Genomic DNA, 23,531 nt, shown 5'->3' with positions numbered 1-23,531 from the left:
ACCTGAAAAACCATGTACAATAAGGGTGGTAAAAATAAAGAACAGGAAACGGATAGGAGAGGATTTCGCTGATGAAACATTTACCTGCACAAGATCAACAAGTGTTTAACGCCATTAAAAATGAGCGTAAGCGTCAACAGACTAATATCGAATTAATTGCTTCTGAAAACTTCGTGACGGAAGCGGTAATGGAAGCACAAGGCTCTGTTTTAACAAACAAATATGCTGAAGGCTACCCCGGCAAACGCTACTACGGCGGCTGTGAGCACGTTGATGTCGTTGAGGACATCGCCCGCGACCGCGCGAAAGAGATTTTCGGAGCCGAGCATGTAAACGTTCAGCCGCACTCAGGCGCTCAGGCGAACATGGCTGTTTACTTCACGATTTTAGAGCACGGCGACACGGTGCTCGGGATGAACCTCTCCCACGGCGGCCACTTAACACACGGAAGCCCGGTTAATTTCAGCGGCGTTCAATACAACTTTGTTGAATACGGTGTCGATAAAGACACGCAATATATAGATTATGAAGATGTGCGTGAAAAAGCGCTGGCGCATAAGCCGAAACTGATCGTTGCCGGAGCGAGCGCGTATCCCCGCACGATCGACTTTAAAAAATTCCGCGAAATCGCTGATGAAGTCGGCGCTTACTTCATGGTCGACATGGCGCATATCGCGGGTCTTGTCGCGGCCGGCCTTCATCCGAATCCGGTTCCTTACGCTGACTTTGTAACGACAACGACTCACAAAACACTTCGCGGACCGCGCGGAGGAATGATCCTTTGCCGTGAAGAGTTCGGCAAAAAGATTGATAAATCCATTTTCCCGGGCATCCAAGGCGGACCGCTTATGCATGTCATCGCGGCCAAAGCCGTTTCTTTCGGGGAAGTGCTTGAAGATGATTTCAAAACATATGCGCAAAACGTCATCTCGAACGCGAAGCGTCTTGCTGAATCTCTGACCAAAGAGGGCATTCAGCTCGTATCAGGCGGAACGGATAACCACCTCGTGCTTGTCGACCTCCGTTCTCTCGGTCTGACTGGAAAAGTCGCTGAACATGTTCTTGATGAAATCGGTATTACATCTAATAAAAACGCGATCCCTTATGATCCGGAAAAACCGTTTGTCACAAGCGGAATCCGTCTCGGTACGGCAGCTGTGACAAGCCGCGGATTTGACGGTGACGCACTTGAAGAAGTCGGCGCCATCATCGGCCTTGCGCTGAAAAATCATGAAGACGAAGCAAAGCTTGAAGAAGCAAGACAGCGCGTATCTGCCTTGACTGAAAAGTTTCCTTTATATAAAGAACTGGACTATTAATAAGGAAGAAATCCGCCGGAACCTTAATCCGGCGGGTTTTTTTATGATTTTCTTGAAACTGTTTGTCTTTTTCTGTAGAATCAATAGAAGTGTGAAAAAGTCACTCGGACAACAAAAAAGGAGCTGAACACAGTATGGGAAAGGTTTACGTATTTGATCATCCTTTAATCCAGCATAAGCTGACATATATTCGGAATGAAAATACAGGCACAAAGGATTTCAGAGACCTTGTGGACGAAGTCGCATCACTGATGGCGTTTGAAATTACACGTGATCTTCCTCTTAAAGAAGTGGAAGTGAAAACACCTGTTCAAACAGCGACATCCAAAGTGATTTCAGGGAAGAAACTCGGTATCGTGCCGATCCTGAGAGCGGGTCTCGGAATGGTTGACGGCATGCTGAAATTAATCCCGGCCGCTAAAGTGGGACATGTCGGATTATACCGTGATCCGGAAACCTTAAAACCGGTGGAATACTATGTCAAGCTTCCTTCTGATGTAGAAGAACGCGAATTTATTGTCGTGGATCCGATGCTTGCTACGGGAGGCTCTGCGGTGGAAGCGATAAACAGCCTGAAAAAGCGCGGCGCGAGAAACATTCGTTTTATGTGTCTTGTAGCGGCTCCGGAAGGCGTGGAAGAGCTGATGAAACATCATTCTGACGTTGATATTTATATCGCCGCCCTTGATGAAAAACTGAATGAAAAAGGCTATATCGTTCCGGGCCTCGGTGACGCGGGTGACAGACTGTACGGAACCAAATAAATCGGAAAACCTCATTCAGGGGTTTTCTTTTTTTTATCCAGATATTTGCTGAATGGGCAGAGTTCATACATTTATAGGTGAATTTGTGAACATTCTGTGTATGCTTCCGGTATAAAAAGTTTTTTAACTTTAAACAGATTGACACATGTTAGGGGCTATTGTATGCTAAACGAGGGTATTATGAGAAGGTTTTCATTCCTTTCATTTCTAGTATCCATCCTCATTTTAAATCCTCCAAAAAACCCGTTATATGAGGATTTATCTAAGCGAATGAAACAGCATCCCGTGGCATCAGGAGGATGAGTGGTTTTTTCGAACAGGCCGTTTTGCGGACAAAAAAGGCCTTCTGCAAAGGGTTAACCGCATGTTTTGCCGTATCCAGGAATTATATTACATTTTCATCAGGAGACAGATAGTTGATGGACGATCCCAATCTTACATTCAGCAGACAACGGAGATATGTATTTGTGATCTTAGCAATCTATTTGCTGGGATATGGTCTTACGGCGTATAAAACTGTTTTTTTAGGCCTCTTTTTGGGAACTGTTTTCAGTTTGTTTAATTTGTGGCTCTTGACCAGAAGAATGAATGCTTTTGACAAGGCCGTGGCGAAAGGAAAGTCCATACGATCACTCGGGAGCGCAGCGCGTTGGTGCAATGCGATACTTGCGATGGCTGTCGCCTTTAAATATCCCGATAAAGTCAGTGTGGCAAGTGTGATTATTGGATTAATGACAATTTATCCCGTCATTATGATAGATTCCATTATTCAGCTCAAACGTTCATCAATGGAAGAGAGGTGAAAACCCATTGAATCACGATTACAGAACTATTGATTTGTTTGGTCTTACTTTTAATCTGACAAACATTCTGATGATTACTGTGGCAAGTGTGATTGTGCTGCTGATTGCGATTCTTACTACGAGAACGCTGTCTATACGTCCGGGAAAAGCCCAGAACTTCATGGAATGGATTGTTGATTTTGTCCGCAATATTATAGGCAGTACAATGGATTTAAAAACAGGGGCTAACTTCTTGGCGCTTGGTGTAACCTTGCTGATGTACATATTTGTATCAAATATGCTGGGGCTGCCGTTTTCTGTAACGGTCGGACACGAGCTTTGGTGGAAATCACCGACGGCCGATCCGGCTATTACTCTGACTCTAGCCGTTATGGTTGTGTCGTTAACGCACTATTACGGCGTGAAGATGAAAGGTTTGAAGGAATACTCTAAGGATTACCTCAGACCGGTTCCGCTTATGTTCCCGATGAAGATCATTGAGGAGTTTGCGAATACGCTGACACTCGGACTTCGTCTTTACGGTAACATTTTCGCCGGGGAAATTCTTCTTGGCCTGCTTGCGAATCTGGCGACGAATTTCTACTCAAACAGCTTCTTTCTCGGTTTGGTCGGCACAGTCGGAGCCATTCTTCCGATGCTTGCATGGCAGGCGTTCAGCTTGTTCATCGGGACCATCCAGGCATTTATCTTTACGATGCTGACGATGGTGTACATGTCACACAAAATCAGTCATGATCATTAAAATCATATATCCATTCGGATAACATTTTAAAGGAGGAACTTTTTCATGAATTTAATAGCAGCTGCAATTGCAATCGGTTTAGGTGCACTTGGTGCAGGTATTGGTAACGGTCTGATCGTTTCACGTACGGTAGAGGGAATCGCCCGTCAGCCGGAAGCAGGAAAAGAACTTAGAACTCTTATGTTCATGGGTATCGCATTGGTTGAGGCCCTTCCGATTATCGCTGTCGTTATCGCGTTCTTAGCGTTCTTTGGCTAAGCAAAAAAGCCTTATATGAACTAAAAATGGCGAAGATCACTCTAAGAGAACCTTCGCCATTGCTTTATGTCTGATAAGCAGGCCGTACCGAAACGGCTTTTTATCAGCAGAGAAAACCTGCAGAAGGGAGTTGCCGTAGTAGATGTCTCAATTACCTCTTGAATTAGGACTGTCGTTTAACGGCGGAGATATCCTATTCCAATTGTTAGCTATGTTAGTTTTATTAGCGCTTCTCAAGAAATTCGCTCTTGGACCGCTATTAAATATAATGAAACAGCGTGAAGATCATATCGCCGGCGAAATTACGTCCGCTGAAGAAAGAAATAAAGAAGCGCAGAAGCTGATTGAAGAGCAGCGCGTTCTTTTAAAAGAAGCGAAACAGGAATCACAATCACTCATTGAAAATGCGAAAAAACTGGGTGAAAAGCAGAAGGAAGACATTATTCAGGCTGCACGTGCCGAGTCTGAAAGATTGAAAGAAGCGGCGAGAACCGAAATTGTCAAAGAAAAAGAACAAGCGGTTTCCGCACTTCGCGAGCAAGTCGCATCACTTTCTGTCTTAATCGCATCGAAAGTGATTGAAAAAGAGCTTGATGAACAAGCCCAGGAACAACTGATTCAGGACTATCTTAAAGAGGTAGGAGAAAGCCGATGAGTGGATCTGCTGTCTCTAAACGATACGCGTCAGCGCTTTTCGACATTGCCGTTGAGACTTCTCAAATCAATGAAATCGAAGAAGAGCTTACCGTACTAAAAGAAGTGTTCCGGAACGAAGCCGGATTACAGGAAGTGTTAAGCCATCCGAAGGTATCGGCCGCTAAGAAAAAAGAGCTGATTCAGCAATCGTTCGGCGCACTGTCTGAGTCTGTGCTGCATACGATTTTTCTTCTGATTGACCGCCGCCGGTCTTCGATTGTGCCTGATCTCACAGACGAGTTTATCAAACTTGCCAATCAGGCCCGTCAGACAGAGGACGCGGTTGTTTATTCAGTAAAACCGCTGTCAGAAGCGGAAATGTTATCATTGTCTCAAGTGTTTGCAAAAAAAGCCGGAATCGCTTCGCTCAGAATCAGAAATGAAGTGCAGACGGATTTAATAGGCGGCATTAAAGTCCGCATTGGAAACCGGATTTATGACGGAAGCGTGAGCGGAAAGCTTGAGCGCATGGAACGTCAACTTGCCGGAGGAAATCGATAGAAGGGGTGAAACCTAAGTGAGCATCAAAGCTGAAGAGATTAGCACGCTGATAAAGCAGCAAATTCAAAATTACCAATCTGAAATTGAAGTTCATGACGTAGGTACAGTCATCCAAGTCGGAGACGGTATTGCGCGTGTGCACGGCCTTGACAATTGTATGGCCGGTGAACTTGTTGAGTTTTCAAACGGCGTTTTGGGTATGGCTCAAAACCTTGAAGAATCCAACGTAGGTATCGTTATCTTAGGACCTTACAGAGATATCCGTGAAGGTGATGAGGTCAAAAGAACGGGCCGCATCATGGAAGTTCCTGTAGGTGAAGAATTAATCGGACGTATCGTCAACCCGCTCGGACAGCCGGTAGACGGACTGGGTCCGATTCTGACAAGCAAAACACGTCCGATCGAAAGCCAGGCTCCAGGCGTAATGGACCGTAAATCGGTACATGAGCCGCTGCAAACGGGTATCAAAGCGATCGACGCGTTAATTCCGATCGGCCGCGGACAGCGTGAGCTGATTATCGGTGACCGTCAGACAGGTAAAACATCTGTTGCGATTGATACAATCTTAAACCAAAAAGATCAAGACATGATCTGTGTGTACGTAGCGATCGGCCAGAAAGAATCTACAGTGCGCGGCGTAGTGGAAACACTTCGTAAGCATGGCGCGCTTGATTACACGATTGTCGTGACGGCGTCCGCTTCACAGCCGGCTCCGCTTCTGTACCTTGCACCGTATGCAGGGGTGACAATGGGTGAAGAATTCATGTACAACGGCAAGCACGTTCTCGTCGTATATGATGATTTATCTAAACAAGCGGCCGCTTACCGTGAGCTGTCATTGCTTCTTCGCCGTCCGCCGGGCCGTGAAGCATTCCCTGGGGATGTATTCTATCTTCACTCCCGTCTGCTTGAGCGCGCAGCCAAGCTGAGTGACGCAAAAGGCGCAGGATCAATTACGGCGCTGCCGTTCGTCGAAACACAAGCTGGAGATATCTCCGCTTATATCCCGACAAACGTCATTTCCATTACTGACGGACAGATTTTCCTTCAATCCGACCTATTCTTCTCAGGCGTGCGTCCTGCGATCAATGCCGGATTATCCGTATCCCGTGTCGGCGGATCAGCCCAAATCAAAGCGATGAAAAAGGTAGCGGGAACATTGCGTCTTGACCTGGCTTCATACCGTGAACTTGAAGCGTTCGCCCAATTCGGATCTGATCTTGACCAGGCGACTCAGGCGAAACTGAACCGCGGTGCGCGTACAGTTGAAGTGCTGAAGCAAGACTTGAATAAACCGCTTCCGGTTGAAAAACAGGTAGCCATTCTTTATGCGCTGACAAAAGGATATCTTGATGATATTCCGGTTGCGGATATCAGACGTTTTGAAGAAGAGTACTACATGTACCTTGATCAAAACCATAAAGATCTGCTTGACGGCATTGCGGAAACAGGAAACCTTCCTGCTGATGAAGACTTCAAAGCTGCAATCGAAGGCTTCAAACGCACATTTGCACCAAGCAACTAACCCTTAGAAGATGAGAGAAAAAGGTTCTCTTTTTCTCTCTTTTTACGCAAATGAAGAATAAAGGTGGTGAAATCTTTGGCCTCATTACGCGATATTAAGTCAAGGATCACGTCAACGAAAAAAACAAGCCAGATTACAAAAGCCATGCAGATGGTATCCGCTGCGAAGCTGAACCGTGCGGAAACCAACGCGAAGTCATTTGCTCCGTATATGGATAAGATCCAGGAGGTTGTGTTTAACGTCGGAAAAGGCGCGAAAAACGCGAAACACCCGATGCTTGTCTCAAGAGAAGTGAAAAAGACGGCGTATCTCGTCATTACGTCTGACCGCGGGCTTGCGGGTGCGTTTAACAGTTCGGTTTTGCGAAACGCTTACCGCACCATTCAAGAACGCCATCAGTCTAAAGATGAATACACGGTGATTGCAATCGGCAGAGTCGGCCGCGATTTCTTCAAAAAACGGGAAATGCCGATTTTGTCTGAGTTAGTGGGGCTTGGCGACGAGGTCACTTTTGCTCAGATTAAAGATTTGACCCGTCAGACGGTTCAAATGTTTATCGACGGCGCTTTTGATGAACTGCATTTGGTGTATAACCATTTCGTCAGTGCGATTTCACAGGAAGTGACGGAGAAAAAAGTGCTGCCTTTAACGGATTTCGGAACGAGCGGCGGGAAGCGCACGGCTTCTTACGAGTTCGAACCGGATGAAGAAGAGGTGCTCGAAGTGCTGCTTCCTCAATATGCGGAAAGCTTAATTTACGGCGCGCTTCTTGACAGTAAAGCAAGTGAACACGCTGCGAGAATGACAGCAATGAAAAATGCGACTGATAATGCGAAAGAACTCATTGATTCACTTTCGCTTTCATATAACCGCGCGCGTCAAGCGGCGATTACACAAGAAATTACCGAAATTGTCGGCGGTGCAGCCGCTTTAGAATAGAAAGATTTTGTCAGGAGGGATAGCGATGAAGAAAGGACGCGTAAGTCAGGTGCTTGGACCGGTTGTCGACGTACGTTTCGAGGACGGCCACTTGCCTGCGATTTATAATGCGATTAAAGTTTCACAGCCAGCTACAGGCGAAAATGAAGTAGGCATCGACCTAACGCTAGAGGTTGCTCTTCATTTAGGCGATGATACAGTCCGTACAATTGCCATGGCATCTACGGACGGAATTCAGCGCGGAATGGAAGCTGTTGATACAGGTGCGCCGATTTCCGTTCCTGTCGGTGATGTGACTCTCGGACGCGTATTTAACGTACTGGGAGATAAAATTGATTTAAATGAACCGCTGCCTGCGGATGCTCAAAAGGACCCGATCCACAGATCAGCTCCTTCATTCGATCAGCTTTCAACTGAGGTTGAAATTCTTGAAACGGGAATTAAGGTCGTTGACCTGCTCGCTCCTTACATCAAGGGCGGTAAAATCGGATTGTTCGGTGGTGCCGGTGTAGGTAAAACCGTATTAATCCAGGAATTAATCAACAACATCGCGCAAGAGCACGGCGGTATTTCCGTATTCGCCGGTGTAGGAGAGCGTACTCGTGAAGGGAACGACCTTTTCTACGAAATGAGCGATTCAGGCGTTATCAAGAAAACAGCCATGGTCTTCGGACAAATGAACGAGCCGCCGGGCGCACGTATGCGTGTAGCACTGACTGGTCTTACAATGGCTGAACATTTCCGTGATAAACAAGGACAGGACGTACTGTTCTTTATCGATAACATTTTCCGTTTCACACAAGCGGGTTCAGAGGTTTCCGCGCTTCTCGGCCGTATGCCTTCTGCGGTTGGTTATCAGCCGACGCTTGCGACAGAAATGGGTCAGCTTCAAGAGCGTATTACGTCTACAAACGTTGGTTCAGTTACATCTATCCAGGCGATCTACGTGCCTGCCGATGACTACACTGACCCGGCTCCGGCGACGACGTTCGCTCACTTGGATGCAACGACTAACCTTGAGCGTAAATTAACTGAAATGGGTATCTACCCTGCGGTTGATCCGCTGGCTTCCACTTCCCGCGCGCTTGCTCCGGAAATTGTCGGAGAAGAGCATTATGCGGTGGCGCGTGAAGTTCAGTCAACGCTTCAGCGTTACAAAGAACTGCAGGATATTATCGCAATTCTCGGTATGGATGAATTGGGTGAAGAAGACAAGCTTGTCGTTCACCGCGCACGCCGTATCCAGTTCTTCCTTTCTCAAAACTTCCACGTAGCTGAGCAGTTTACGGGACAAAAGGGTTCTTACGTGCCTGTTAAAGAAACAGTTAAAGGCTTTAAAGAAATCCTTTCCGGTAAATATGACCATCTTCCGGAAGATGCATTCCGTCTTGTGGGACGCATTGAAGAAGTTATTGAGAATGCAAAAGAGATGGGTGTAGAAGTTTAATCTGGTCCTAGGAGGGTAAAAGCATGAAGACCGTTAAAGTCAATATCGTTACTCCCGACGGCCCAGTATATGATGCTGATATTGAAATGGTAAGCGTAAGAGCCGAGAGCGGTGATCTCGGTATCTTGCCGGGCCATATTCCGACCGTGGCTCCGCTTAAAATCGGCGCTGTCCGTCTTAAAAAAGACGGACAGACCGACTTGGCGGCTGTCAGCGGCGGATTTTTAGAAGTCCGTCCTGATCAGGTCACTATCCTTGCACAAGCCGCTGAAACTGCGGACAGCATTGATAAAGAGCGCGCCCTTGCTGCGAAAAAGCGGGCGGAAGACCGTTTGAACAAACGATCAGATGATACTGACATTCGTCGGGCTGAGCTTGCGTTACAGCGGGCTGTAAACAGATTGGATGTTGCAGGAAACTAAAAAAGAATCCTTCTCGGCTGTCTGAGAAGGATTCTTTTTCTATATTAACGCATAAGAGATTCATAGACGCCGATAAGCGGATGATCCTCTTCTTTTTGCAGATATAAATGTTCGCAGCAGTTGTCGGTGTGCCACGTTTTGTTTCCTCTCCGCACACCCGTCGTATAGGCGCCGTCCGTATACGGATAAGGTTTGACGACCCATTCGGCATCGTCATGGTGTCGGATGGCGCAATCGATGACATACACGCTGAGCATTTTCTCAAATTCGTCAATCGGCAGGTTCCAATCCGCCAAAAGCAGCTCTTTTATGCTGCGGAAGTAAAGAGCTTCCACTTCCAGCAGGCTGCCGCGTGAATAATCAAGAGAAATGTTGAAAAACTGACATAATTCTTTCAGTTCCTCTGTTTGAGACTGTCTATAATCATAGTAGAATGCTATCGCTTCCCACTCGTGGTCAAATACGGGAAGTGTTTCTCCATACTGCTTTTCCGGATGAAAAAAGGAATGATTCATATTCCCATCTCCTTTCCAAAAAAGTATATCATGCCGGAGAACGGACATTTAAGCGGGGATTGCCCCTAATTTTGGATAAAAATTCTGATGTAAAAATGATCATCTTTCTCTCTTCTTCTTATATAATAAGAGAGGATATGAGGGGCGGAAAAAGTGAAAGGAGATGGGATTTGTGAATGTATTGGGGCAGCAGGCCGCAATCAGCATCCTGGTTCACCTGGTATGCATTGCGGTGACATGGTGGGCGCTTCAGGCCGTCAACTTTGATCCGCTGATCCGAAAAGGAAAAATAGTGCAGGCGAGGCTGCTGATCATTCTTCTTACCATTGCGATCGGTACGGCAGTCGCTGACTTCTTTTTAGATTATCTTACCTATTCGAAACAGCTTCCATACTTATTTTAAGATGTTTCGTCTGTTGAAATGAAGGGAATCGCTGGGTGAGACACCAATTTTTCTTCACCCGCTTGGCGAGTTTTGACGAAGTTTTCCATGTATTGCTTTCCCCGGCTCCGGCAAAAATGGGAGTAAGGGGGAGAGATCGGTATGAAGAAAAAAAGAGCAGGCCGCATCATCTTATTTTTTGTTTTTTTAAGCGCCTTAATAGCGGTATTTCATTCCATTCATGCAAGTGAGCTGTCTCCGCTCGCCCAGATTGCCGAAGGAATGGAGCGGCAGCAGGTCACTGTAGATGAATGGACGCTTCATGCGAAAAAAAATCTGAACCTGTCACTGAGTGAATTTGATGACAAGGTAAAAGAACTGAAGACGCAGTATCCGCAATATCATTGGGAATCCGCGCGGGAAGATAAAATCGTAAAGGCCGTCGGCACGTATTCTGACAAAAAAAATCACACAACTTTTAAACTGCAGCTCGTCACTACCCTCAAAAACCAGAACCCAACTTCGTATTTATTATATGAGCAAATGAGCCCGGAGCAACCGAAAAACTGGAATGATACATATGAACAGTTTGAACGGCAGGCACACGACATATTTCAAAATAAAGTATTTATTTTTACTTGTCTAAAGGGTCATTTAAATGATAATATGAGTATTGTTTTGCAAAAAAAAGCAGAACAGCTCATGAAAGAATTTGAAGCAAGTCCAGTTGAACATGTAGTTGAGCCTCATTTCGTTTCTGTTTCTGCATTTACATATAAGTGGACAGATTACATCATGACATCGAAACATAAGATGAATGTGCAAGTTGCGCTTAGAAGTGCGGGAATGGGCGAAAAACATACCGTTACGGTTGGCACACCAATCGTGACGACTGAATATTAATATAGAGAATATAGGGACGCGGAGGGGAATACCTTGGAAAAAATCATCGTCCGCGGCGGTCAGAAGTTAAACGGCACAGTGAAAGTTGAAGGAGCAAAAAATGCCGTTTTACCAGTTATCGCTGCATCTTTATTAGCAAGTGAAGAAAAAAGCGTAATATGTGATGTACCTACGCTCTCCGATGTATATACAATCAACGAAGTGTTGCGTCATTTAGGAGCAGATGTGCATTTTGAGAATAATGAAGTTACCGTAAACGCTTCTTACGCTTTAGAAACAGAAGCACCTTTTGAATATGTGCGTAAAATGCGCGCGTCAGTGCTTGTTATGGGCCCTCTGTTAGCCCGTACGGGTCATTCAAGAGTAGCGCTTCCGGGCGGCTGCGCAATCGGCTCAAGACCGATTGATCAGCATTTAAAAGGCTTTGAAGCAATGGGTGCAAAAATCAAAGTAGGCAACGGCTTTATTGAAGCAGAAGTGGAAGGCCGTCTGCAGGGCGCAAAAATCTATTTAGATTTCCCAAGTGTGGGTGCGACAGAAAACTTGATTATGGCAGCTGCTTTAGCTGAAGGAACAACAACGCTTGAAAACGTGGCAAAAGAGCCTGAAATCGTTGACTTAGCGAACTATATCAATGCGATGGGCGGAAAAATCCGCGGAGCCGGCACAGGCACCATTAAAATTGAAGGTGTCGAAAAACTTCACGGCGTAAGACACAACATCATTCCTGACCGTATTGAAGCGGGTACTTTCATGGTGGCTGCGGCTATCACGGAAGGAAATGTATTAGTCAAAGGTGCGGTTCCAGAGCATCTTACGTCTTTAATTGCGAAGATGGAAGAAATGGGAGTCAAAATTACGGATGAAGGAGAAGGCCTTCGTGTCATCGCTCCTGCCCAGCTGAAGCCGATCGACATTAAAACGATGCCTCACCCAGGATTCCCGACTGATATGCAGTCGCAAATGATGGCGCTGCTTCTCCGTGCGAGCGGAACAAGCATGATTACTGAAACTGTGTTTGAAAACCGTTTTATGCATGCTGAAGAATTCCGCCGGATGAATGGCGACATTAAAATTGAAGGACGTTCTGTGATCATTAACGGTCCTGTACAGCTGCAAGGCGCAGAAGTTGCCGCTACGGACCTGCGTGCGGGCGCGGCGCTGATTCTTGCGGGATTAGTGGCTGAAGGTCATACACGCGTCACGGAACTGAAGCACTTGGATCGCGGTTATGTGAATTTCCATCAAAAACTTGCGGCTCTCGGCGCTGACATCGAGCGTGTCGTTGATGAAACGGCCGCTGAACAAGAAAGCAAAGAAGTCGTAACTGACCTAAACGCATAATGGCTGTAAAAACAGTATGTCAATCTGGCATACTGTTTTTTTATGGTTTATCATCATTATTATGCTCTGATTTCCAAAAAAGAATACGTTTTTCGCGTGAAAAATGGAATAAAGATTCTGTCCAAAAGGAAGTCATATTAGCTTGTCCCTGCCCATAAGATGAAGTAGAGTCGAATCCCAAGCAGGAGGCAGCTGATATATGAAACCGATTGTATGTCTACTATCCGGGCTGTGTATACTTATTCTTCTAGTCCCCACCATTCTCGTCCTTCCGTTTCAGGCAGAAAAAGGCGCAGCCGTAAACAGAGAGCCCGGACACAAAACAGCACACACCACACGAGAAACAAAAGGAGCAGAAACATTGAAAGAATCACCTGTATCCATTCCGGTTTATCGGACATCCAATCATTCTGTAGAAAACATTCCGCTTGAAGAGTACGTGATCGGTGTCGTGGCTTCCGAAATGCCCGCAGATTTTAAACCGGAGGCCTTAAAAGCCCAGGCGCTCGCCGCCCGGACATTCATCGTCAGACTGATGGTCGCTGACTCAGCCGTTCAGGCGCCGAAAGGATCACTGGTGGATGATACGCAAATGTTCCAAGTCTATCAAAGCAAAAGCCAGCTGAAAAAAGAATGGGGTTCTAAGTACGCACACAACCTCAAGAAAATCACAAACGCGGTCGCCGGCACGCAAGGAAAGATTTTAACGTACGACAACAAGCCGATTGAGGCATCTTTCTTCTCTACGAGCAACGGGTATACGGAAAATGCGGAAGCCTATTGGACAAGCGCCATTCCTTATTTAAAAAGCGTGAAAAGTCCGTGGGATAAGCAATCGCCGAAATATCTCGCCACCCAGACCTTCAGTGTGCCGGAGTTTCAGCAAAAGCTCGGCGTACAGCTCTCGGGACAAAACACAGTGGGACAGATTACAGCCAGAACGCCGGGCCATCAAGTGGCGACGGCCTTCATCAACGGTAAAAAGCTGAAGGGAAGAGACATCCGGGAAAAACTCGGACTCCGTTCTGCCGACTTTGAATGGAAACGAAACGGCGGCAGCATCACCATTACGACAAAAGGATTCGGCCACGGCGTCGGCATGAGCCAGTACGGGGCCAATTACATGGCGCAGCAGGGGAAATCCGTGGCAGACATCGTCAAGCATTATTATCAGGGAGTGGACATTTCCGAAGCAGATTCATTTTTAAACAAATATATGGCGAAAAAATAGACGCTTTCATGAGCGTCTGTTTTTTTTGAAAACTATTCCATAAACGGTAAAGCAACCAACAGACTCATATAACGAAAGCCTAAAGGCTGACAAATGTCGATTGAAGGCTGAGCGCCGGGTGTAAATCACTGATAAAAATGCCGCTTCTATGTGAATATACGCAAAAATAATGAGGAACGCCGTCCTATTTATTTCCCTTTTCATCTCATTTACGATAAATATTGTTCGGCGTTGAACGTAAATCTATTGAAAAGGGGAAAAAGCAATGAAAAAAACATTTTCACTCATACTCATGCTCGGATTGATGCTGACTGCTGCATCTCCTGCTTTTGCTGCCGAGAATGCAAACGAGAAGACTCTTTCATTTAAAAACAATACCGCCATTTTACTTGATGCGAGCGGCAGTATGGCAAAACGGATTGACGGTGTTTCTAAATACAACATGGCAAAAGAAGAAATTGTCCGTTTTGCGGATCAAATTAAATCTAAATCACAGGTCAGAATGACGGTTTTCGGTTCGGAAGGCAATAATAAAAACTCCGGAAAGGTTCAATCTTGTGAATCCATTCGCGGTGTGTACGGATTCCAAAGGTTTGACAGACAGAGCTTCCTTAACTCTCTTAACGGAATCGGGCCTACGGGCTGGACACCGATTGCAAAAGCATTAGAGGATGCGAAGGCTTCCTTTACCGGTTTGCACAAACTTGGCAGTAAATCCGTTTTCCTGTTGACGGACGGCGAGGAGACATGCGGAGGAGATCCTGTTAAGACAGCGAAAGAACTCCGCAAACAGCATATTAAAGTCAACGTGATCGGCTTTGACTTTAAGGAAGGCTTCAACGGCCAGCTTCACGAGATTGCCAAAGCGGGCGGAGGAAAATATTACGAAGCTCACAGCCAAAAGGATATGAACCGCATCTTTACAATGGCAGCGAGTTCATTAGCGGAATAAGAAAAGGTGCCGTTTATCGGCCCTTTTTTTTATTTTTATTTAACAAAAATTTCAAGAAAAGATGAAGAGAAAACTGTAAAAAGAATCAGATTCCGGACTTATATTACAAAAAGGGCGAAAAAGGCATTAAATCTGTCATCATTTATGCAATCTTTTTAGGATGATGCGCATAATTCTGTTCATTTTTAACGGCGTACAGCCGCTTATACAAAAGGAATCCCGCCCTATATCTTTTTGCATACTCGTCATCTAGCATAGAGAAGAGCCGGGGGCCCATCGGCCAAAAACAAACGGAGAGGAATGAAGGAAATGAAAAAAATGTTCACTGCGGGGATTGTCGGACTTTTGACGCTTTCACTCGGATCACCTGTTTTTGCAGCTGAGAAAAAGCACGAAGAAACAAACGTTGCCGTGCTGTTTGATGCAAGCGGAAGCATGATACAAAAAACAGGGGGAGAGCGTAAAATAGATGTTGCGAAAGAGTCTGTCACTTCTTTTGCGGAAGTTCTTCCTGAAGACACGAATCTGATGCTTCGGGTATTCGGACATAAGGGGAATAATAAAAACTCAGGCAAAGCCGTATCATGTAATGCGACAGAAACGTTATACGGCCTTCAGCCGTACGCCGTGACTCCATTTGAGCAATCACTCAGCAAGATTAAACCGACCGGCTGGACACCGATTGCGAAAGCGCTTTCTGATACGCGTGAAGAATTTGAGCGGGCCGGCGCCGCGGGGAAAAACGTCGTATATCTGATCACAGACGGTGAAGAAACATGCGGCGGTAATCCTCAGGCCGAAATTCAAAAGCTCCGTAAAGCGAACGTCAACACGATCGTCAATATCATCGGCTTCAACTTCGGCATGAAAGGAAGCGAAAGCCTTGAAAAAGCGGCGGAAGCGGGAGGCGGCACATATGTCTCAGCTGACAGCGCGGACGAGTTCAAACAGGCTTGGGAAGACGCTGCAAAGGATTTAGCAAAAGAATAGGTTAAAAAAGGACGCCCGCGCGGCGTCTTTTTTGTTTAGAAAACAAAAACCGCGGGAATGATACGGATAAAAGGAGATGAACGCTGTTGTTAAAAGGAGCAGGCATTATATTAGTGCTGGCGGCAGTCGTTTTTGTTCTGATGGGAATTTTTCTGAAGCTTGCCGCCTTCATATTCGTCAGTATATTGGCCATTATCGCCGCAGTTATTTTATTCACCATTCTGAGCAGACATCATCGCAATGAAACATAGAGTCCGAAGAGGGCTCTTTTTTTAAACCGCAAATTCGACAAAATACAGGGATTGTGGAAGAATAAAAGAGAAGGATACTGCGGAGGGGAAAACAGTGGATGAAAAAACAACAGCGGTAAGAGACATATACCGCTATGAAAAAGGGGTATTAACAAAGACGGCAGATCGGATGGTTTCAGAGTATCCGCTGACCGTCATGGTGAACGGGCAGGAATTTGTTACGCTCGTCTGCACGCCTGACCATTTAGAGGAACTCGTCATCGGATTTCTCGCATCAGAAGGCGTCATTCGTTTTGAAAAAGAAATCAAAAGCTTTACTATAGATGAAAGTCTCGGGTTTGCATATGTTGAACTGACGAATCCCGGAGTGCTTGAGCAAAAAGACTATACGAAGAGGGTCATCGGTTCATGCTGCGGGAAAGGCCGCCATTTTTACTTTCAGCAGGATGTGAAAACGGCCAAAACCGCCGTCAGCCGTATCACCATAACTCCTGAGACGTGCCTTCGCCTGATGAAGGAGATGCAAAGAGGAAGCGGCACCTTCCAGGAAACGGGCGGCGTCCATAATGCAGCGCTGTGCGATACGGAAAAGCTGCTCTTCATGAGGACGGACATCGGGCGCCACAACGCGCTGGATAAGCTGTACGGCTGCTGTTTGAAAAACGGAATGCCGGTCCGTGACAAGCTGATCGTCTTCAGCGGCCGGATTTCCTCAGAGGTTTTATTAAAAGCCGCAAAAATCGGCGTGTCGATTGTCATTTCAAAATCGGCGCCGACGGAGCTCGCGCTGCAAATGGCGGAAGAGCTGAACATAACCGCGATAGGTTTTGTCAGAAACGGATCATTTAACGTATACACACATCCTGAACGGGTTGAACAATAGAAAGGGGTCTTGGGCTTATGAATACAGAAACGCGCCGGGTGACAGACAAAAGGGAAAGGCCGCTCAGGGATCTTCGTATCTCTGTAACCGACCGCTGCAACTTCAGATGCACGTACTGTATGCCAGCCGAATTATTCGGACCGGATTATCCATTTTTACAAAAGACGGAATTGCTCTCCTTCGAGGAGCTTGAGCGGCTTGCGAAGCTGTTTGTCGGCCGCTTCGGCGTTGAAAAAATCAGGCTGACGGGCGGAGAGCCGCTCATGAGAAAAGATATGCCTGAATTGATCAAAAAACTTGCGCGCATCCCCGGACTTAAAGATATCGCGATGACGACAAACGGCTCTCTTCTTCCCGTGTATGCGGAAAAACTGAAGCAGGCGGGGCTGCATCGCGTGACAGTCAGCCTCGATTCTTTAGAGGATGAGCGGTTTAAGGCCATTAACGGCCGCGGGGTTTCGGTGAACAAGGTGCTTGAGGGCATTGAGGCGGCAAAAGCGGCCGGACTCGGTGTGAAAATCAACATGGTTGTTCAAAAGGGCGTCAATGAAAAAGATATCCTGCCGATGGCCCGCTATTTTAAAGAAAAGGGTCATATTCTCCGGTTTATTGAATTTATGGATGTAGGCAATACGAATCAATGGAATAAAAAAGACGTGATCACGAAGGCCGAGATTATTGATCTGATCAACCAGCACATGCCGACGGAGCCGATAGAAGCGAATTATAAAGGAGAGGTCGCTTCCAGGTTCCGCTATCTTGACGGTTCCGGCGAAATCGGCGTAATTTCCTCCGTCTCGGATGCATTCTGCGCCTCCTGCAACAGAGCGCGCCTGTCGGCGAGAGGCGAGCTGTTTACGTGCCTGTTTGCGTCAAGCGGCTATGATGTTCGGAAGCTCGTGCGCGGCGGTCTGACCGATGACGAATTGACGGAATCCATCGCTTCTGTCTGGAGAAATCGCACGGATCAGTATTCAATTGACCGCACGCTTTCTAAAACGGATGGGAAAAAGAAAGTGGAAATGTCTTATATAGGCGGATGAAGAAAAGCTTGCCCGGACAAGGGCAGGCTTTTTTATTCACAATATGAGAGCGGTCTGTTCAAAAAATACCGGTGACAGCCGAAATATATGATAGGAATTTTGATGCAGGACAATCAAGTTATGCAATTCCAAAGCCATACAATATGTTAAAATATAACCAATAGAAATTAGAAAAGGTTGTGAAAGGGGCATGACCGCATACGAGATTCCGTCATCTCAAGTTGGAGTTAAGATCAACAAATGGTACAAGCACATTTTAGCGTTTCAAGCGGCTGATGCCATAAAGCTGAAAGAGGAAATTGATGAGGATATACAACGTATGGAGGAAGACCAGCTGCTGCTGTTATATTATCAGCTGATCAGCTACCGCCATCATATTATGCTTGATTACGTCAAGCCGGAATGCACCGAACAATCACAGATTCAGTACAGCGAGCTGCAAAAGACGATCGAAAGCACGGACAGCATATCGGGACTGTCTGAGTATTATTTCCATTTGTTCAGAGGGATGTATGAATTCGATCACAATAACTATGTTGCGGCTATTTCTTTTTACCGGAAAGCGGAAAAACTCCTTTCATTTGTCGAGGATGATATAGAGAGGGCGGAATTCCATTTCAAGATGTCTGAAGTGTTTTATGTCATGAAGCAGACTCATTTTTCCATGAATCACGGGATTCAGGCGCTGGATACGTATATGAAACACGATTTCTACAGAGTGCGGAGAATTCAATGCCATTTCGTCATCTCAGGAAACTACATCGACTGCAAAAACTACGACAAAGCGCTTGAGCATTTAGACGAAGCCCTCCGCCTTTCTTTGCTTGAAGGACAGCCCCGCCTGATCGGGTCTTCGCTTTACAATCTGGGGAATTGTTATTCTGAAAAGCGCGATCTGGATGAAGCGGCCCGGTACTTTAGAAAAGCGGTTCCCGTTTTTGAAGAGCATCAGCTTGAACAGCTTCCGAAGGCACTGTTCAGCTTAACGCACACCCTTTTCAGGCTGCATGATGACCAAGCGGCCCTTACCTATTATGAAAGAGGGGTCATGATCGCGAAAGAACGGGGCGACCGATTCAGTTTAGAGAAGTATAAGTTTTTACAAGCGCTTTATTTGGAGTCACTCAATATGGATTTAATCCATGAAGTGTTTGACTATATGAATGAAAAATCGCTGTATGTGTATATTGAAGATTTCGCCTTGGAGGCCGCCATTTACACAAGCGGACATGGGCAATATAAAGAAGCGGCGTATTTTTATGAAAAAGCGATTCGCATGAGAGAAAACATTCAAAAAGAACAGTGTTTATACGATATATAATTTTCTTAACCATCTGATCAGCAGATGGTTATTTTTTTATGCACATCATAACGTTTGACCATAGAAAAAAACGGAAAAATCGCAAAAGAGAGAAAAAAGTACAAGGGGAAGGAGGGATTTGTTGTTCGGATTCAATGATATGATAAAGTTTTTCGTATCATTTCTCATCATTCTGCCGATGGTGTCTGTCATCCATGTGTCGGGACACAGCTTTATGGCCATGCTGTTCGGAGGCAAGGCATCATTGGATATCGGAATGGGGAAACGTCTTTTAAAAGTAGGGCCGATTCAGGTTCGGCGTATCTACTTCATAGATTCTTTCTGCAAGTTCGGCGAATTGCGGATAGATAACCGCCTGACGAGCGCGCTCGTCTATTCCGGAGGCTGTCTGTTTAATCTCGCTTCTATCTTTTTAATAAATCTGCTGATCATAAAAGATGTCCTCGAGCCAAACTTATTTTTTTACCAATTTGTCTATTTTTCAACTTATTATGTTTTCTTTGCCCTTCTGCCGGTGCAATACGGGGATAATAAGCTGTCAGACGGATTGGCCGTTTACAAAGTGCTCCGCTACGGGGAACGCTGTGAAATCAATAATTGAGAGTTTACATGTTTGTGTTCAGGCTGAAAGGGAAGAAAACAAGTACACATAACAAAAAAGGAGCTGAAGAGATCATGAGTCAAGATAACGGTTTAAAAGACAAAGTAAAAGGCGGCATGAACAAAGTGAAAGGGGAAGCAAAGGACAAAGCAGGCGACATGGCAGACAAGTCCGACTTAAAAGCGGAAGGTAAAAAAGACAAAGCGAAAGGCAGCCTGCAAAAGGGTGTCGGTAAAACGAAAGATAAACTCAGTGATGATTAATTTGATAGTGAAACACAGCAAAAGCCCAAAATATTTTGGGCTTTTTGTTATGAGAAATGACAAAAATTCCAGTTCATTTGGTTAATATTCACTAAATTTTTAAATATTCTATAAATTCACCGGTAATTTCTTTATAATATTCACATAGAATGTAACCTTTCTTCACATTTAATTAAACGTTTGTTGAAGAAAAAAATCAGAAATCGGTAATTTCTGCAAAAGGAATCGGGCCGTTCACCGTCGAATAACTTTTATCACTTAACATTTCATGAGGTGAAGGGGGTGACGGCCGCCTGCATCGTTTCGGTATGACCATGCGGATTGTGTTTGACTATCACTAAGGGGGAATACAGATGAAACTGACACCGGTTGAACAAGAAAAATTGCTTATTTTTACGGCGGGAGAGCTCGCTAAGCAGCGGAAGGCGCGCGGCGTTCTGCTGAATTATCCCGAAGCCGCCGCATATTTGACCTGTTATCTGATGGAAGGCGCGAGAGACGGAAAAAGCGTTGCTGAGCTGATGGAATCCGGCCGCAATGTATTGACGGAAAAAGACGTTATGGAAGGCGTTGCGGAAATGCTGGACAGCATTCAGGTGGAAGCGACGTTCCCGGACGGGGTTAAGCTTGTCACCGTTCATCAGCCGATCAAAGCGGAGGTGAAGTCATGAAGCCGGGAGCGATTCAAGTCGCAAAGGGGACCATCACCATTAACGAAGGCCGGAAGACGCTGGAGGTGTCAGTCACCAATAACGGAACGCGGTCAGTGCAGGTAGGATCGCATTTTCATTTTGCCGAAGCCAACGGCGCCCTTTCCTTCAATCGGGACAAAGCAATCGGCATGCGCCTTGATATCCCGTCAGGCACATCTGTCCGTTTTGAACCGGGAGAAAAGAAAACCGTCACGCTCGTGGAAATCGGAGGGCGAAAAACGGTCAGAGGTCTCAACGGCATGGCCGATACGTATATGGATGAGCGGGGAAAAGAGAAGACTCTGTCAAATCTTAAAAAAGCCGGATGGATGGAGGAGGCGATCCGATGAAAATGTCACGTGAGCAATACGCAGAACTATTCGGACCGACAACGGGAGACAAAGTCAGACTCGGAGATACGGATTTATGGATTGAAGTCGAAAAAGATTTCACGAATTACGGTGAAGAAATGATTTTCGGCGGAGGGAAAACAATCCGGGACGGCATGGGGCAGAACGGGCGTATCACCGGGAAAGACGGAGCGCTTGATCTGGTTATTACAAACGCCGTCATTCTGGATTATACCGGGATCGTCAAGGCGGATATCGGGGTGAAGGACGGCCGGATTGTCGGCGTCGGGAAAAGCGGCAACCCGGATATTATGGATGGGGTGGACCCGCACATGATTATCGGTGCCGGAACAGAAGTCATTTCCGGCGAAGGGAAAATCGTAACGGCCGGCGGGGTGGATACGCATATCCACTTTATCTGCCCGCAGCAGATGGAAGTCGCGCTTTCTTCAGGCGTGACCACGCTTCTCGGCGGCGGAACGGGTCCTGCGACGGGAAGTAAAGCGACGACTTGTACATCCGGTGCATGGTACATGTCGAGAATGCTGGAAGCGGCCGAGGAGTTTCCGATCAACGTCGGTTTCTTAGGAAAAGGGAATGCATCCGATAAAGCGCCGCTGATCGAGCAGGTGGAAGCAGGCGCGATCGGCCTGAAGCTGCATGAAGATTGGGGATCAACGCCAAGCGCCATTAAAGCTTGCATGGAAGCGGCGGATGAGGCGGACATTCAGGTGGCGATCCATACAGACACGATAAATGAAGCGGGCTTTTTAGAAAATACGCTTGATGCGATCGGCGACCGGGTTATCCATACATATCACATAGAGGGAGCCGGCGGAGGCCACGCACCGGATATTATGAAACTCGCATCTTACGCCAATATCCTGCCGTCCTCTACGACGCCGACGATTCCGTATACCGTCAACACGATGGACGAGCATCTTGATATGATGATGGTCTGCCATCATTTAGATTCAAAAGTGCCTGAAGACGTGGCGTTCAGTCATTCACGCATCAGAGCGGCCACCATTGCGGCGGAGGATATTCTGCACGATATCGGCGCGATCAGCATGACGTCATCTGACTCGCAGGCGATGGGCAGGGTGGGAGAAGTGATTATCCGGACATGGCAGGTGGCCGATAAAATGAAAAAGCAGCGCGGCGCTCTATCAGGAGAAAACGGCAATGACAATGTGCGCGCCAAACGCTATATCGCCAAATACACGATCAACCCGGCCGTCACTCACGGCCTGAGCCATGAAGTCGGTTCCGTTGAAAAAGGAAAGCTCGCCGACCTCGTACTATGGGACCCGGTTTTCTTCGGCGTCAAACCTGAACTTGTGCTCAAAGGCGGCATGATCGCCCGCGCCCAAATGGGAGATCCGAATGCTTCCATTCCGACGCCTGAGCCCGTGTTTATGCGGCAGATGTACGCATCATACGGTAAAGCAAACCGAAATACCTCTATTACATTTATGTCCCAGGCCGGTATCGCAAACAGTGTGCCGGAAAAGCTCGGCCTTGAAAAAATGATTTCTCCCGTACGGAATATCCGTAAGCTGAGTAAGCTCGACATGAAGCTGAATGACGCGATGCCGAATATACAAGTCGATCCGAAAACCTATCAGGTGTTCGCCGACGGAGAAGAGCTGGCATGCCAGCCCGTCAGCTATGTTCCGCTCGGACAGCGTTATTTCTTATTTTAATCCCTCTCAGGCCGGTTTCCCGCCGGCCTGTTTACACCTCTATTGCCAACTTGATTTCATCCTGCCGCCCGTTTTAGTGTATATTAGTAGTTGACAAACAAATGAAATGTAACTATTACGGTTACAACGGTGGTGAAAAACATGATTAACAGCCGTCTTGCTGTGGCCATTCACATTCTATCGCTGATCTCAACGGATGAACGGGCGTCATCGGACATGATTGCGGGCAGCGTAAACACCAATCCCGTCGTCGTGCGGAGAACGATCAGCCAGCTGAAAAAAGCGGGTATTCTGACATCCCGGGCGGGTGTTCCGGGAGCCAGCCTGAAAAAAGATCCGTCGGAGATCACCCTCTTAGAGGTTTACAGGGCTGTGCAGAATAAGGAAGAGCTTTTTGCGGTTCACGACAATCCGAACCCCGACTGTCCGGTCGGCAAAAATATGCAGCGCGCGCTCGATGAGACGTTCGGAAGCGTACAGCGGGCAATGGAGAATGAACTTGCGAGCAAGTCCCTTTATGATGTAATGAATCATCTCTTTTGTTAAAAAGAGATGGTTCATCCCGCTATCGGTGTAACAAAAATGGTTACAAGAGGTAATGAGGAAATCACGGTATTGGCTCCATATTCAGACAAGCCTGGATGCGGGATTGCGATCTGTTTAATGAAAAAATCCTCCGAAACTAAAG

The 23,531-nt window shown here is 46.5% G+C and carries 28 protein-coding genes; 27 read left to right on the top strand and 1 reads right to left on the bottom strand.

Annotation, left to right across the window (positions count from 1 at the left end; all coding sequences use genetic code 11):
• Nucleotides 1–71 precede the first annotated feature (71 nt).
• The 11 genes from glyA to NYE50_RS19725 all read left to right on the top strand — a co-directional run bounded on the left by glyA (nt 72) and on the right by NYE50_RS19725 (nt 9,416).
• Complete coding sequence (glyA, locus tag NYE50_RS19775; protein ID WP_060964057.1) at nt 72–1,319, top strand: serine hydroxymethyltransferase; 1,248 nt, start codon at nt 72–74, stop codon at nt 1,317–1,319.
• Nucleotides 1,320–1,453: 134 nt separating this feature from the next.
• On the top strand, nt 1,454–2,083 hold the full coding sequence (gene upp, locus NYE50_RS19770; protein ID WP_014419100.1) for a uracil phosphoribosyltransferase: 630 nt from the start codon (nt 1,454–1,456) through the stop codon (nt 2,081–2,083).
• 419 nt (nt 2,084–2,502) lie between these two features.
• A complete protein-coding gene (gene atpI / locus NYE50_RS19765) occupies nt 2,503–2,886 on the top strand; it encodes an ATP synthase subunit I (RefSeq protein ID WP_003151155.1) in 384 nt (127 codons plus the stop codon).
• A 7-nt stretch (nt 2,887–2,893) separates the two neighbouring features.
• Nucleotides 2,894–3,628 (top strand): F0F1 ATP synthase subunit A, encoded by a 735-nt coding sequence (gene atpB, locus NYE50_RS19760; protein WP_014419099.1) that lies wholly within the window; start codon nt 2,894–2,896, stop codon nt 3,626–3,628.
• A gap of 45 nt (nt 3,629–3,673) precedes the next feature.
• A complete protein-coding gene (atpE, locus tag NYE50_RS19755) occupies nt 3,674–3,886 on the top strand; it encodes a F0F1 ATP synthase subunit C (protein WP_003151167.1) in 213 nt (70 codons plus the stop codon).
• Between the two features lie 142 nt (nt 3,887–4,028).
• Nucleotides 4,029–4,541 carry a F0F1 ATP synthase subunit B gene (gene atpF / locus NYE50_RS19750; RefSeq protein ID WP_003151168.1) on the top strand — a complete coding sequence of 171 codons (513 nt, stop codon included), beginning with the start codon at nt 4,029–4,031 and terminating at the stop codon, nt 4,539–4,541.
• Nucleotides 4,538–5,083 (top strand): F0F1 ATP synthase subunit delta, encoded by a 546-nt coding sequence (locus NYE50_RS19745; protein ID WP_003151169.1) that lies wholly within the window; start codon nt 4,538–4,540, stop codon nt 5,081–5,083. The genes atpF and NYE50_RS19745 overlap by 4 nt, the downstream gene beginning before the upstream one ends.
• Nucleotides 5,084–5,099: 16 nt before the next feature.
• Entirely contained in the window at nt 5,100–6,608 is a 1,509-nt protein-coding gene (atpA, locus tag NYE50_RS19740; protein WP_224988323.1) for a F0F1 ATP synthase subunit alpha, read from the top strand.
• 75 nt (nt 6,609–6,683) lie between these two features.
• The gene (gene atpG / locus NYE50_RS19735; RefSeq protein WP_003151172.1) at nt 6,684–7,547 is read left to right on the top strand and encodes an ATP synthase F1 subunit gamma; all 864 of its coding nucleotides are present in this window, start codon (nt 6,684–6,686) and stop codon (nt 7,545–7,547) included.
• Between the two features lie 25 nt (nt 7,548–7,572).
• Complete coding sequence (atpD, locus tag NYE50_RS19730) at nt 7,573–8,994, top strand: F0F1 ATP synthase subunit beta (RefSeq protein ID WP_016937646.1); 1,422 nt, start codon at nt 7,573–7,575, stop codon at nt 8,992–8,994.
• Between the two features lie 23 nt (nt 8,995–9,017).
• Nucleotides 9,018–9,416, top strand: a complete 399-nt coding sequence (locus NYE50_RS19725) for a F0F1 ATP synthase subunit epsilon (RefSeq protein WP_013353907.1) — start codon at nt 9,018–9,020, stop codon at nt 9,414–9,416.
• A gap of 44 nt (nt 9,417–9,460) precedes the next feature.
• Here NYE50_RS19725 and NYE50_RS19720 read toward each other — a convergent pair whose 3' ends face one another.
• Nucleotides 9,461–9,931: a hypothetical protein gene (locus tag NYE50_RS19720; RefSeq protein ID WP_014419098.1), complete on the bottom strand. Its 471-nt coding sequence runs from the start codon at nt 9,929–9,931 to the stop codon at nt 9,461–9,463.
• A 172-nt stretch (nt 9,932–10,103) separates the two neighbouring features.
• Here NYE50_RS19720 and NYE50_RS19715 point away from each other — a divergent pair, with 172 nt between their 5' ends.
• From NYE50_RS19715 to NYE50_RS19640, 16 genes are all read left to right on the top strand, one after another.
• Entirely contained in the window at nt 10,104–10,334 is a 231-nt protein-coding gene (locus NYE50_RS19715) for a DUF1146 family protein (protein WP_007614366.1), read from the top strand.
• Between the two features lie 141 nt (nt 10,335–10,475).
• Nucleotides 10,476–11,216 (top strand): YwmB family TATA-box binding protein, encoded by a 741-nt coding sequence (locus NYE50_RS19710; protein WP_032875952.1) that lies wholly within the window; start codon nt 10,476–10,478, stop codon nt 11,214–11,216.
• A 33-nt stretch (nt 11,217–11,249) separates the two neighbouring features.
• Nucleotides 11,250–12,560 (top strand): UDP-N-acetylglucosamine 1-carboxyvinyltransferase, encoded by a 1,311-nt coding sequence (murA, locus tag NYE50_RS19705; RefSeq protein WP_159353536.1) that lies wholly within the window; start codon nt 11,250–11,252, stop codon nt 12,558–12,560.
• A gap of 199 nt (nt 12,561–12,759) precedes the next feature.
• Nucleotides 12,760–13,791 (top strand): stage II sporulation protein D, encoded by a 1,032-nt coding sequence (spoIID, locus tag NYE50_RS19700; RefSeq protein WP_159353535.1) that lies wholly within the window; start codon nt 12,760–12,762, stop codon nt 13,789–13,791.
• A 265-nt stretch (nt 13,792–14,056) separates the two neighbouring features.
• Nucleotides 14,057–14,743, top strand: coding sequence for a VWA domain-containing protein (locus NYE50_RS19695; protein WP_007407590.1), 687 nt, complete (start codon nt 14,057–14,059; stop codon nt 14,741–14,743).
• A gap of 309 nt (nt 14,744–15,052) precedes the next feature.
• Nucleotides 15,053–15,733: a VWA domain-containing protein gene (locus NYE50_RS19690; protein WP_015240755.1), complete on the top strand. Its 681-nt coding sequence runs from the start codon at nt 15,053–15,055 to the stop codon at nt 15,731–15,733.
• Nucleotides 15,734–15,819: 86 nt separating this feature from the next.
• Nucleotides 15,820–15,984, top strand: coding sequence for a hypothetical protein (locus tag NYE50_RS19685; protein WP_007407587.1), 165 nt, complete (start codon nt 15,820–15,822; stop codon nt 15,982–15,984).
• Nucleotides 15,985–16,078: 94 nt separating this feature from the next.
• On the top strand, nt 16,079–16,867 hold the full coding sequence (gene fdhD / locus NYE50_RS19680; protein WP_007407586.1) for a formate dehydrogenase accessory sulfurtransferase FdhD: 789 nt from the start codon (nt 16,079–16,081) through the stop codon (nt 16,865–16,867).
• A gap of 17 nt (nt 16,868–16,884) precedes the next feature.
• On the top strand, nt 16,885–17,910 hold the full coding sequence (moaA, locus tag NYE50_RS19675; protein WP_172869783.1) for a GTP 3',8-cyclase MoaA: 1,026 nt from the start codon (nt 16,885–16,887) through the stop codon (nt 17,908–17,910).
• A gap of 190 nt (nt 17,911–18,100) precedes the next feature.
• Nucleotides 18,101–19,231 carry a response regulator aspartate phosphatase gene (locus NYE50_RS19670; protein WP_017418744.1) on the top strand — a complete coding sequence of 377 codons (1,131 nt, stop codon included), beginning with the start codon at nt 18,101–18,103 and terminating at the stop codon, nt 19,229–19,231.
• A 121-nt stretch (nt 19,232–19,352) separates the two neighbouring features.
• Nucleotides 19,353–19,832 carry a hypothetical protein gene (locus NYE50_RS19665; protein WP_007407583.1) on the top strand — a complete coding sequence of 160 codons (480 nt, stop codon included), beginning with the start codon at nt 19,353–19,355 and terminating at the stop codon, nt 19,830–19,832.
• Between the two features lie 74 nt (nt 19,833–19,906).
• Nucleotides 19,907–20,095, top strand: coding sequence for a CsbD family protein (locus NYE50_RS19660; protein ID WP_032863869.1), 189 nt, complete (start codon nt 19,907–19,909; stop codon nt 20,093–20,095).
• Nucleotides 20,096–20,448: 353 nt separating this feature from the next.
• Nucleotides 20,449–20,766, top strand: a complete 318-nt coding sequence (gene ureA / locus NYE50_RS19655; protein ID WP_003151198.1) for an urease subunit gamma — start codon at nt 20,449–20,451, stop codon at nt 20,764–20,766.
• A complete protein-coding gene (gene ureB / locus NYE50_RS19650) occupies nt 20,763–21,137 on the top strand; it encodes an urease subunit beta (RefSeq protein WP_061861619.1) in 375 nt (124 codons plus the stop codon). The genes ureA and ureB overlap by 4 nt, the downstream gene beginning before the upstream one ends.
• Nucleotides 21,134–22,843 carry an urease subunit alpha gene (gene ureC / locus NYE50_RS19645; RefSeq protein ID WP_115941132.1) on the top strand — a complete coding sequence of 570 codons (1,710 nt, stop codon included), beginning with the start codon at nt 21,134–21,136 and terminating at the stop codon, nt 22,841–22,843. Before ureB ends, ureC begins: the two co-directional genes overlap by 4 nt.
• 141 nt (nt 22,844–22,984) lie before the next feature.
• Complete coding sequence (locus NYE50_RS19640) at nt 22,985–23,389, top strand: Rrf2 family transcriptional regulator (protein ID WP_014419089.1); 405 nt, start codon at nt 22,985–22,987, stop codon at nt 23,387–23,389.
• Nucleotides 23,390–23,531 lie beyond the last annotated feature (142 nt).

This window comes from Bacillus sp. EU55 (genome assembly GCF_038005925.1).
Taxonomy (GTDB): domain Bacteria; phylum Bacillota; class Bacilli; order Bacillales; family Bacillaceae; genus Bacillus; species Bacillus velezensis.
The sequence above is the reverse complement of the archived record's forward strand: the minus strand, read 5'-3'. Positions and strand labels throughout refer to the sequence as shown.

Coding starts and splice junctions, on each gene's coding strand:
- glyA (WP_060964057.1), top strand. CDS start 72: ATGAAACATTTACCTGCACAAGATCAACAAGTGTTTAACGCCATTAAA.
- upp (WP_014419100.1), top strand. CDS start 1,454: ATGGGAAAGGTTTACGTATTTGATCATCCTTTAATCCAGCATAAGCTG.
- atpI (WP_003151155.1), top strand. CDS start 2,503: ATGGACGATCCCAATCTTACATTCAGCAGACAACGGAGATATGTATTT.
- atpE (WP_003151167.1), top strand. CDS start 3,674: ATGAATTTAATAGCAGCTGCAATTGCAATCGGTTTAGGTGCACTTGGT.
- atpF (WP_003151168.1), top strand. CDS start 4,029: ATGTCTCAATTACCTCTTGAATTAGGACTGTCGTTTAACGGCGGAGAT.
- NYE50_RS19745 (WP_003151169.1), top strand. CDS start 4,538: ATGAGTGGATCTGCTGTCTCTAAACGATACGCGTCAGCGCTTTTCGAC.
- atpD (WP_016937646.1), top strand. CDS start 7,573: ATGAAGAAAGGACGCGTAAGTCAGGTGCTTGGACCGGTTGTCGACGTA.
- NYE50_RS19725 (WP_013353907.1), top strand. CDS start 9,018: ATGAAGACCGTTAAAGTCAATATCGTTACTCCCGACGGCCCAGTATAT.
- NYE50_RS19720 (WP_014419098.1), bottom strand. CDS start 9,931: ATGAATCATTCCTTTTTTCATCCGGAAAAGCAGTATGGAGAAACACTT.
- NYE50_RS19710 (WP_032875952.1), top strand. CDS start 10,476: ATGAAGAAAAAAAGAGCAGGCCGCATCATCTTATTTTTTGTTTTTTTA.
- spoIID (WP_159353535.1), top strand. CDS start 12,760: ATGAAACCGATTGTATGTCTACTATCCGGGCTGTGTATACTTATTCTT.
- NYE50_RS19695 (WP_007407590.1), top strand. CDS start 14,057: ATGAAAAAAACATTTTCACTCATACTCATGCTCGGATTGATGCTGACT.
- NYE50_RS19690 (WP_015240755.1), top strand. CDS start 15,053: ATGAAAAAAATGTTCACTGCGGGGATTGTCGGACTTTTGACGCTTTCA.
- moaA (WP_172869783.1), top strand. CDS start 16,885: ATGAATACAGAAACGCGCCGGGTGACAGACAAAAGGGAAAGGCCGCTC.
- NYE50_RS19670 (WP_017418744.1), top strand. CDS start 18,101: ATGACCGCATACGAGATTCCGTCATCTCAAGTTGGAGTTAAGATCAAC.
- NYE50_RS19660 (WP_032863869.1), top strand. CDS start 19,907: ATGAGTCAAGATAACGGTTTAAAAGACAAAGTAAAAGGCGGCATGAAC.
- ureA (WP_003151198.1), top strand. CDS start 20,449: ATGAAACTGACACCGGTTGAACAAGAAAAATTGCTTATTTTTACGGCG.
- ureB (WP_061861619.1), top strand. CDS start 20,763: ATGAAGCCGGGAGCGATTCAAGTCGCAAAGGGGACCATCACCATTAAC.
- ureC (WP_115941132.1), top strand. CDS start 21,134: ATGAAAATGTCACGTGAGCAATACGCAGAACTATTCGGACCGACAACG.
- NYE50_RS19640 (WP_014419089.1), top strand. CDS start 22,985: ATGATTAACAGCCGTCTTGCTGTGGCCATTCACATTCTATCGCTGATC.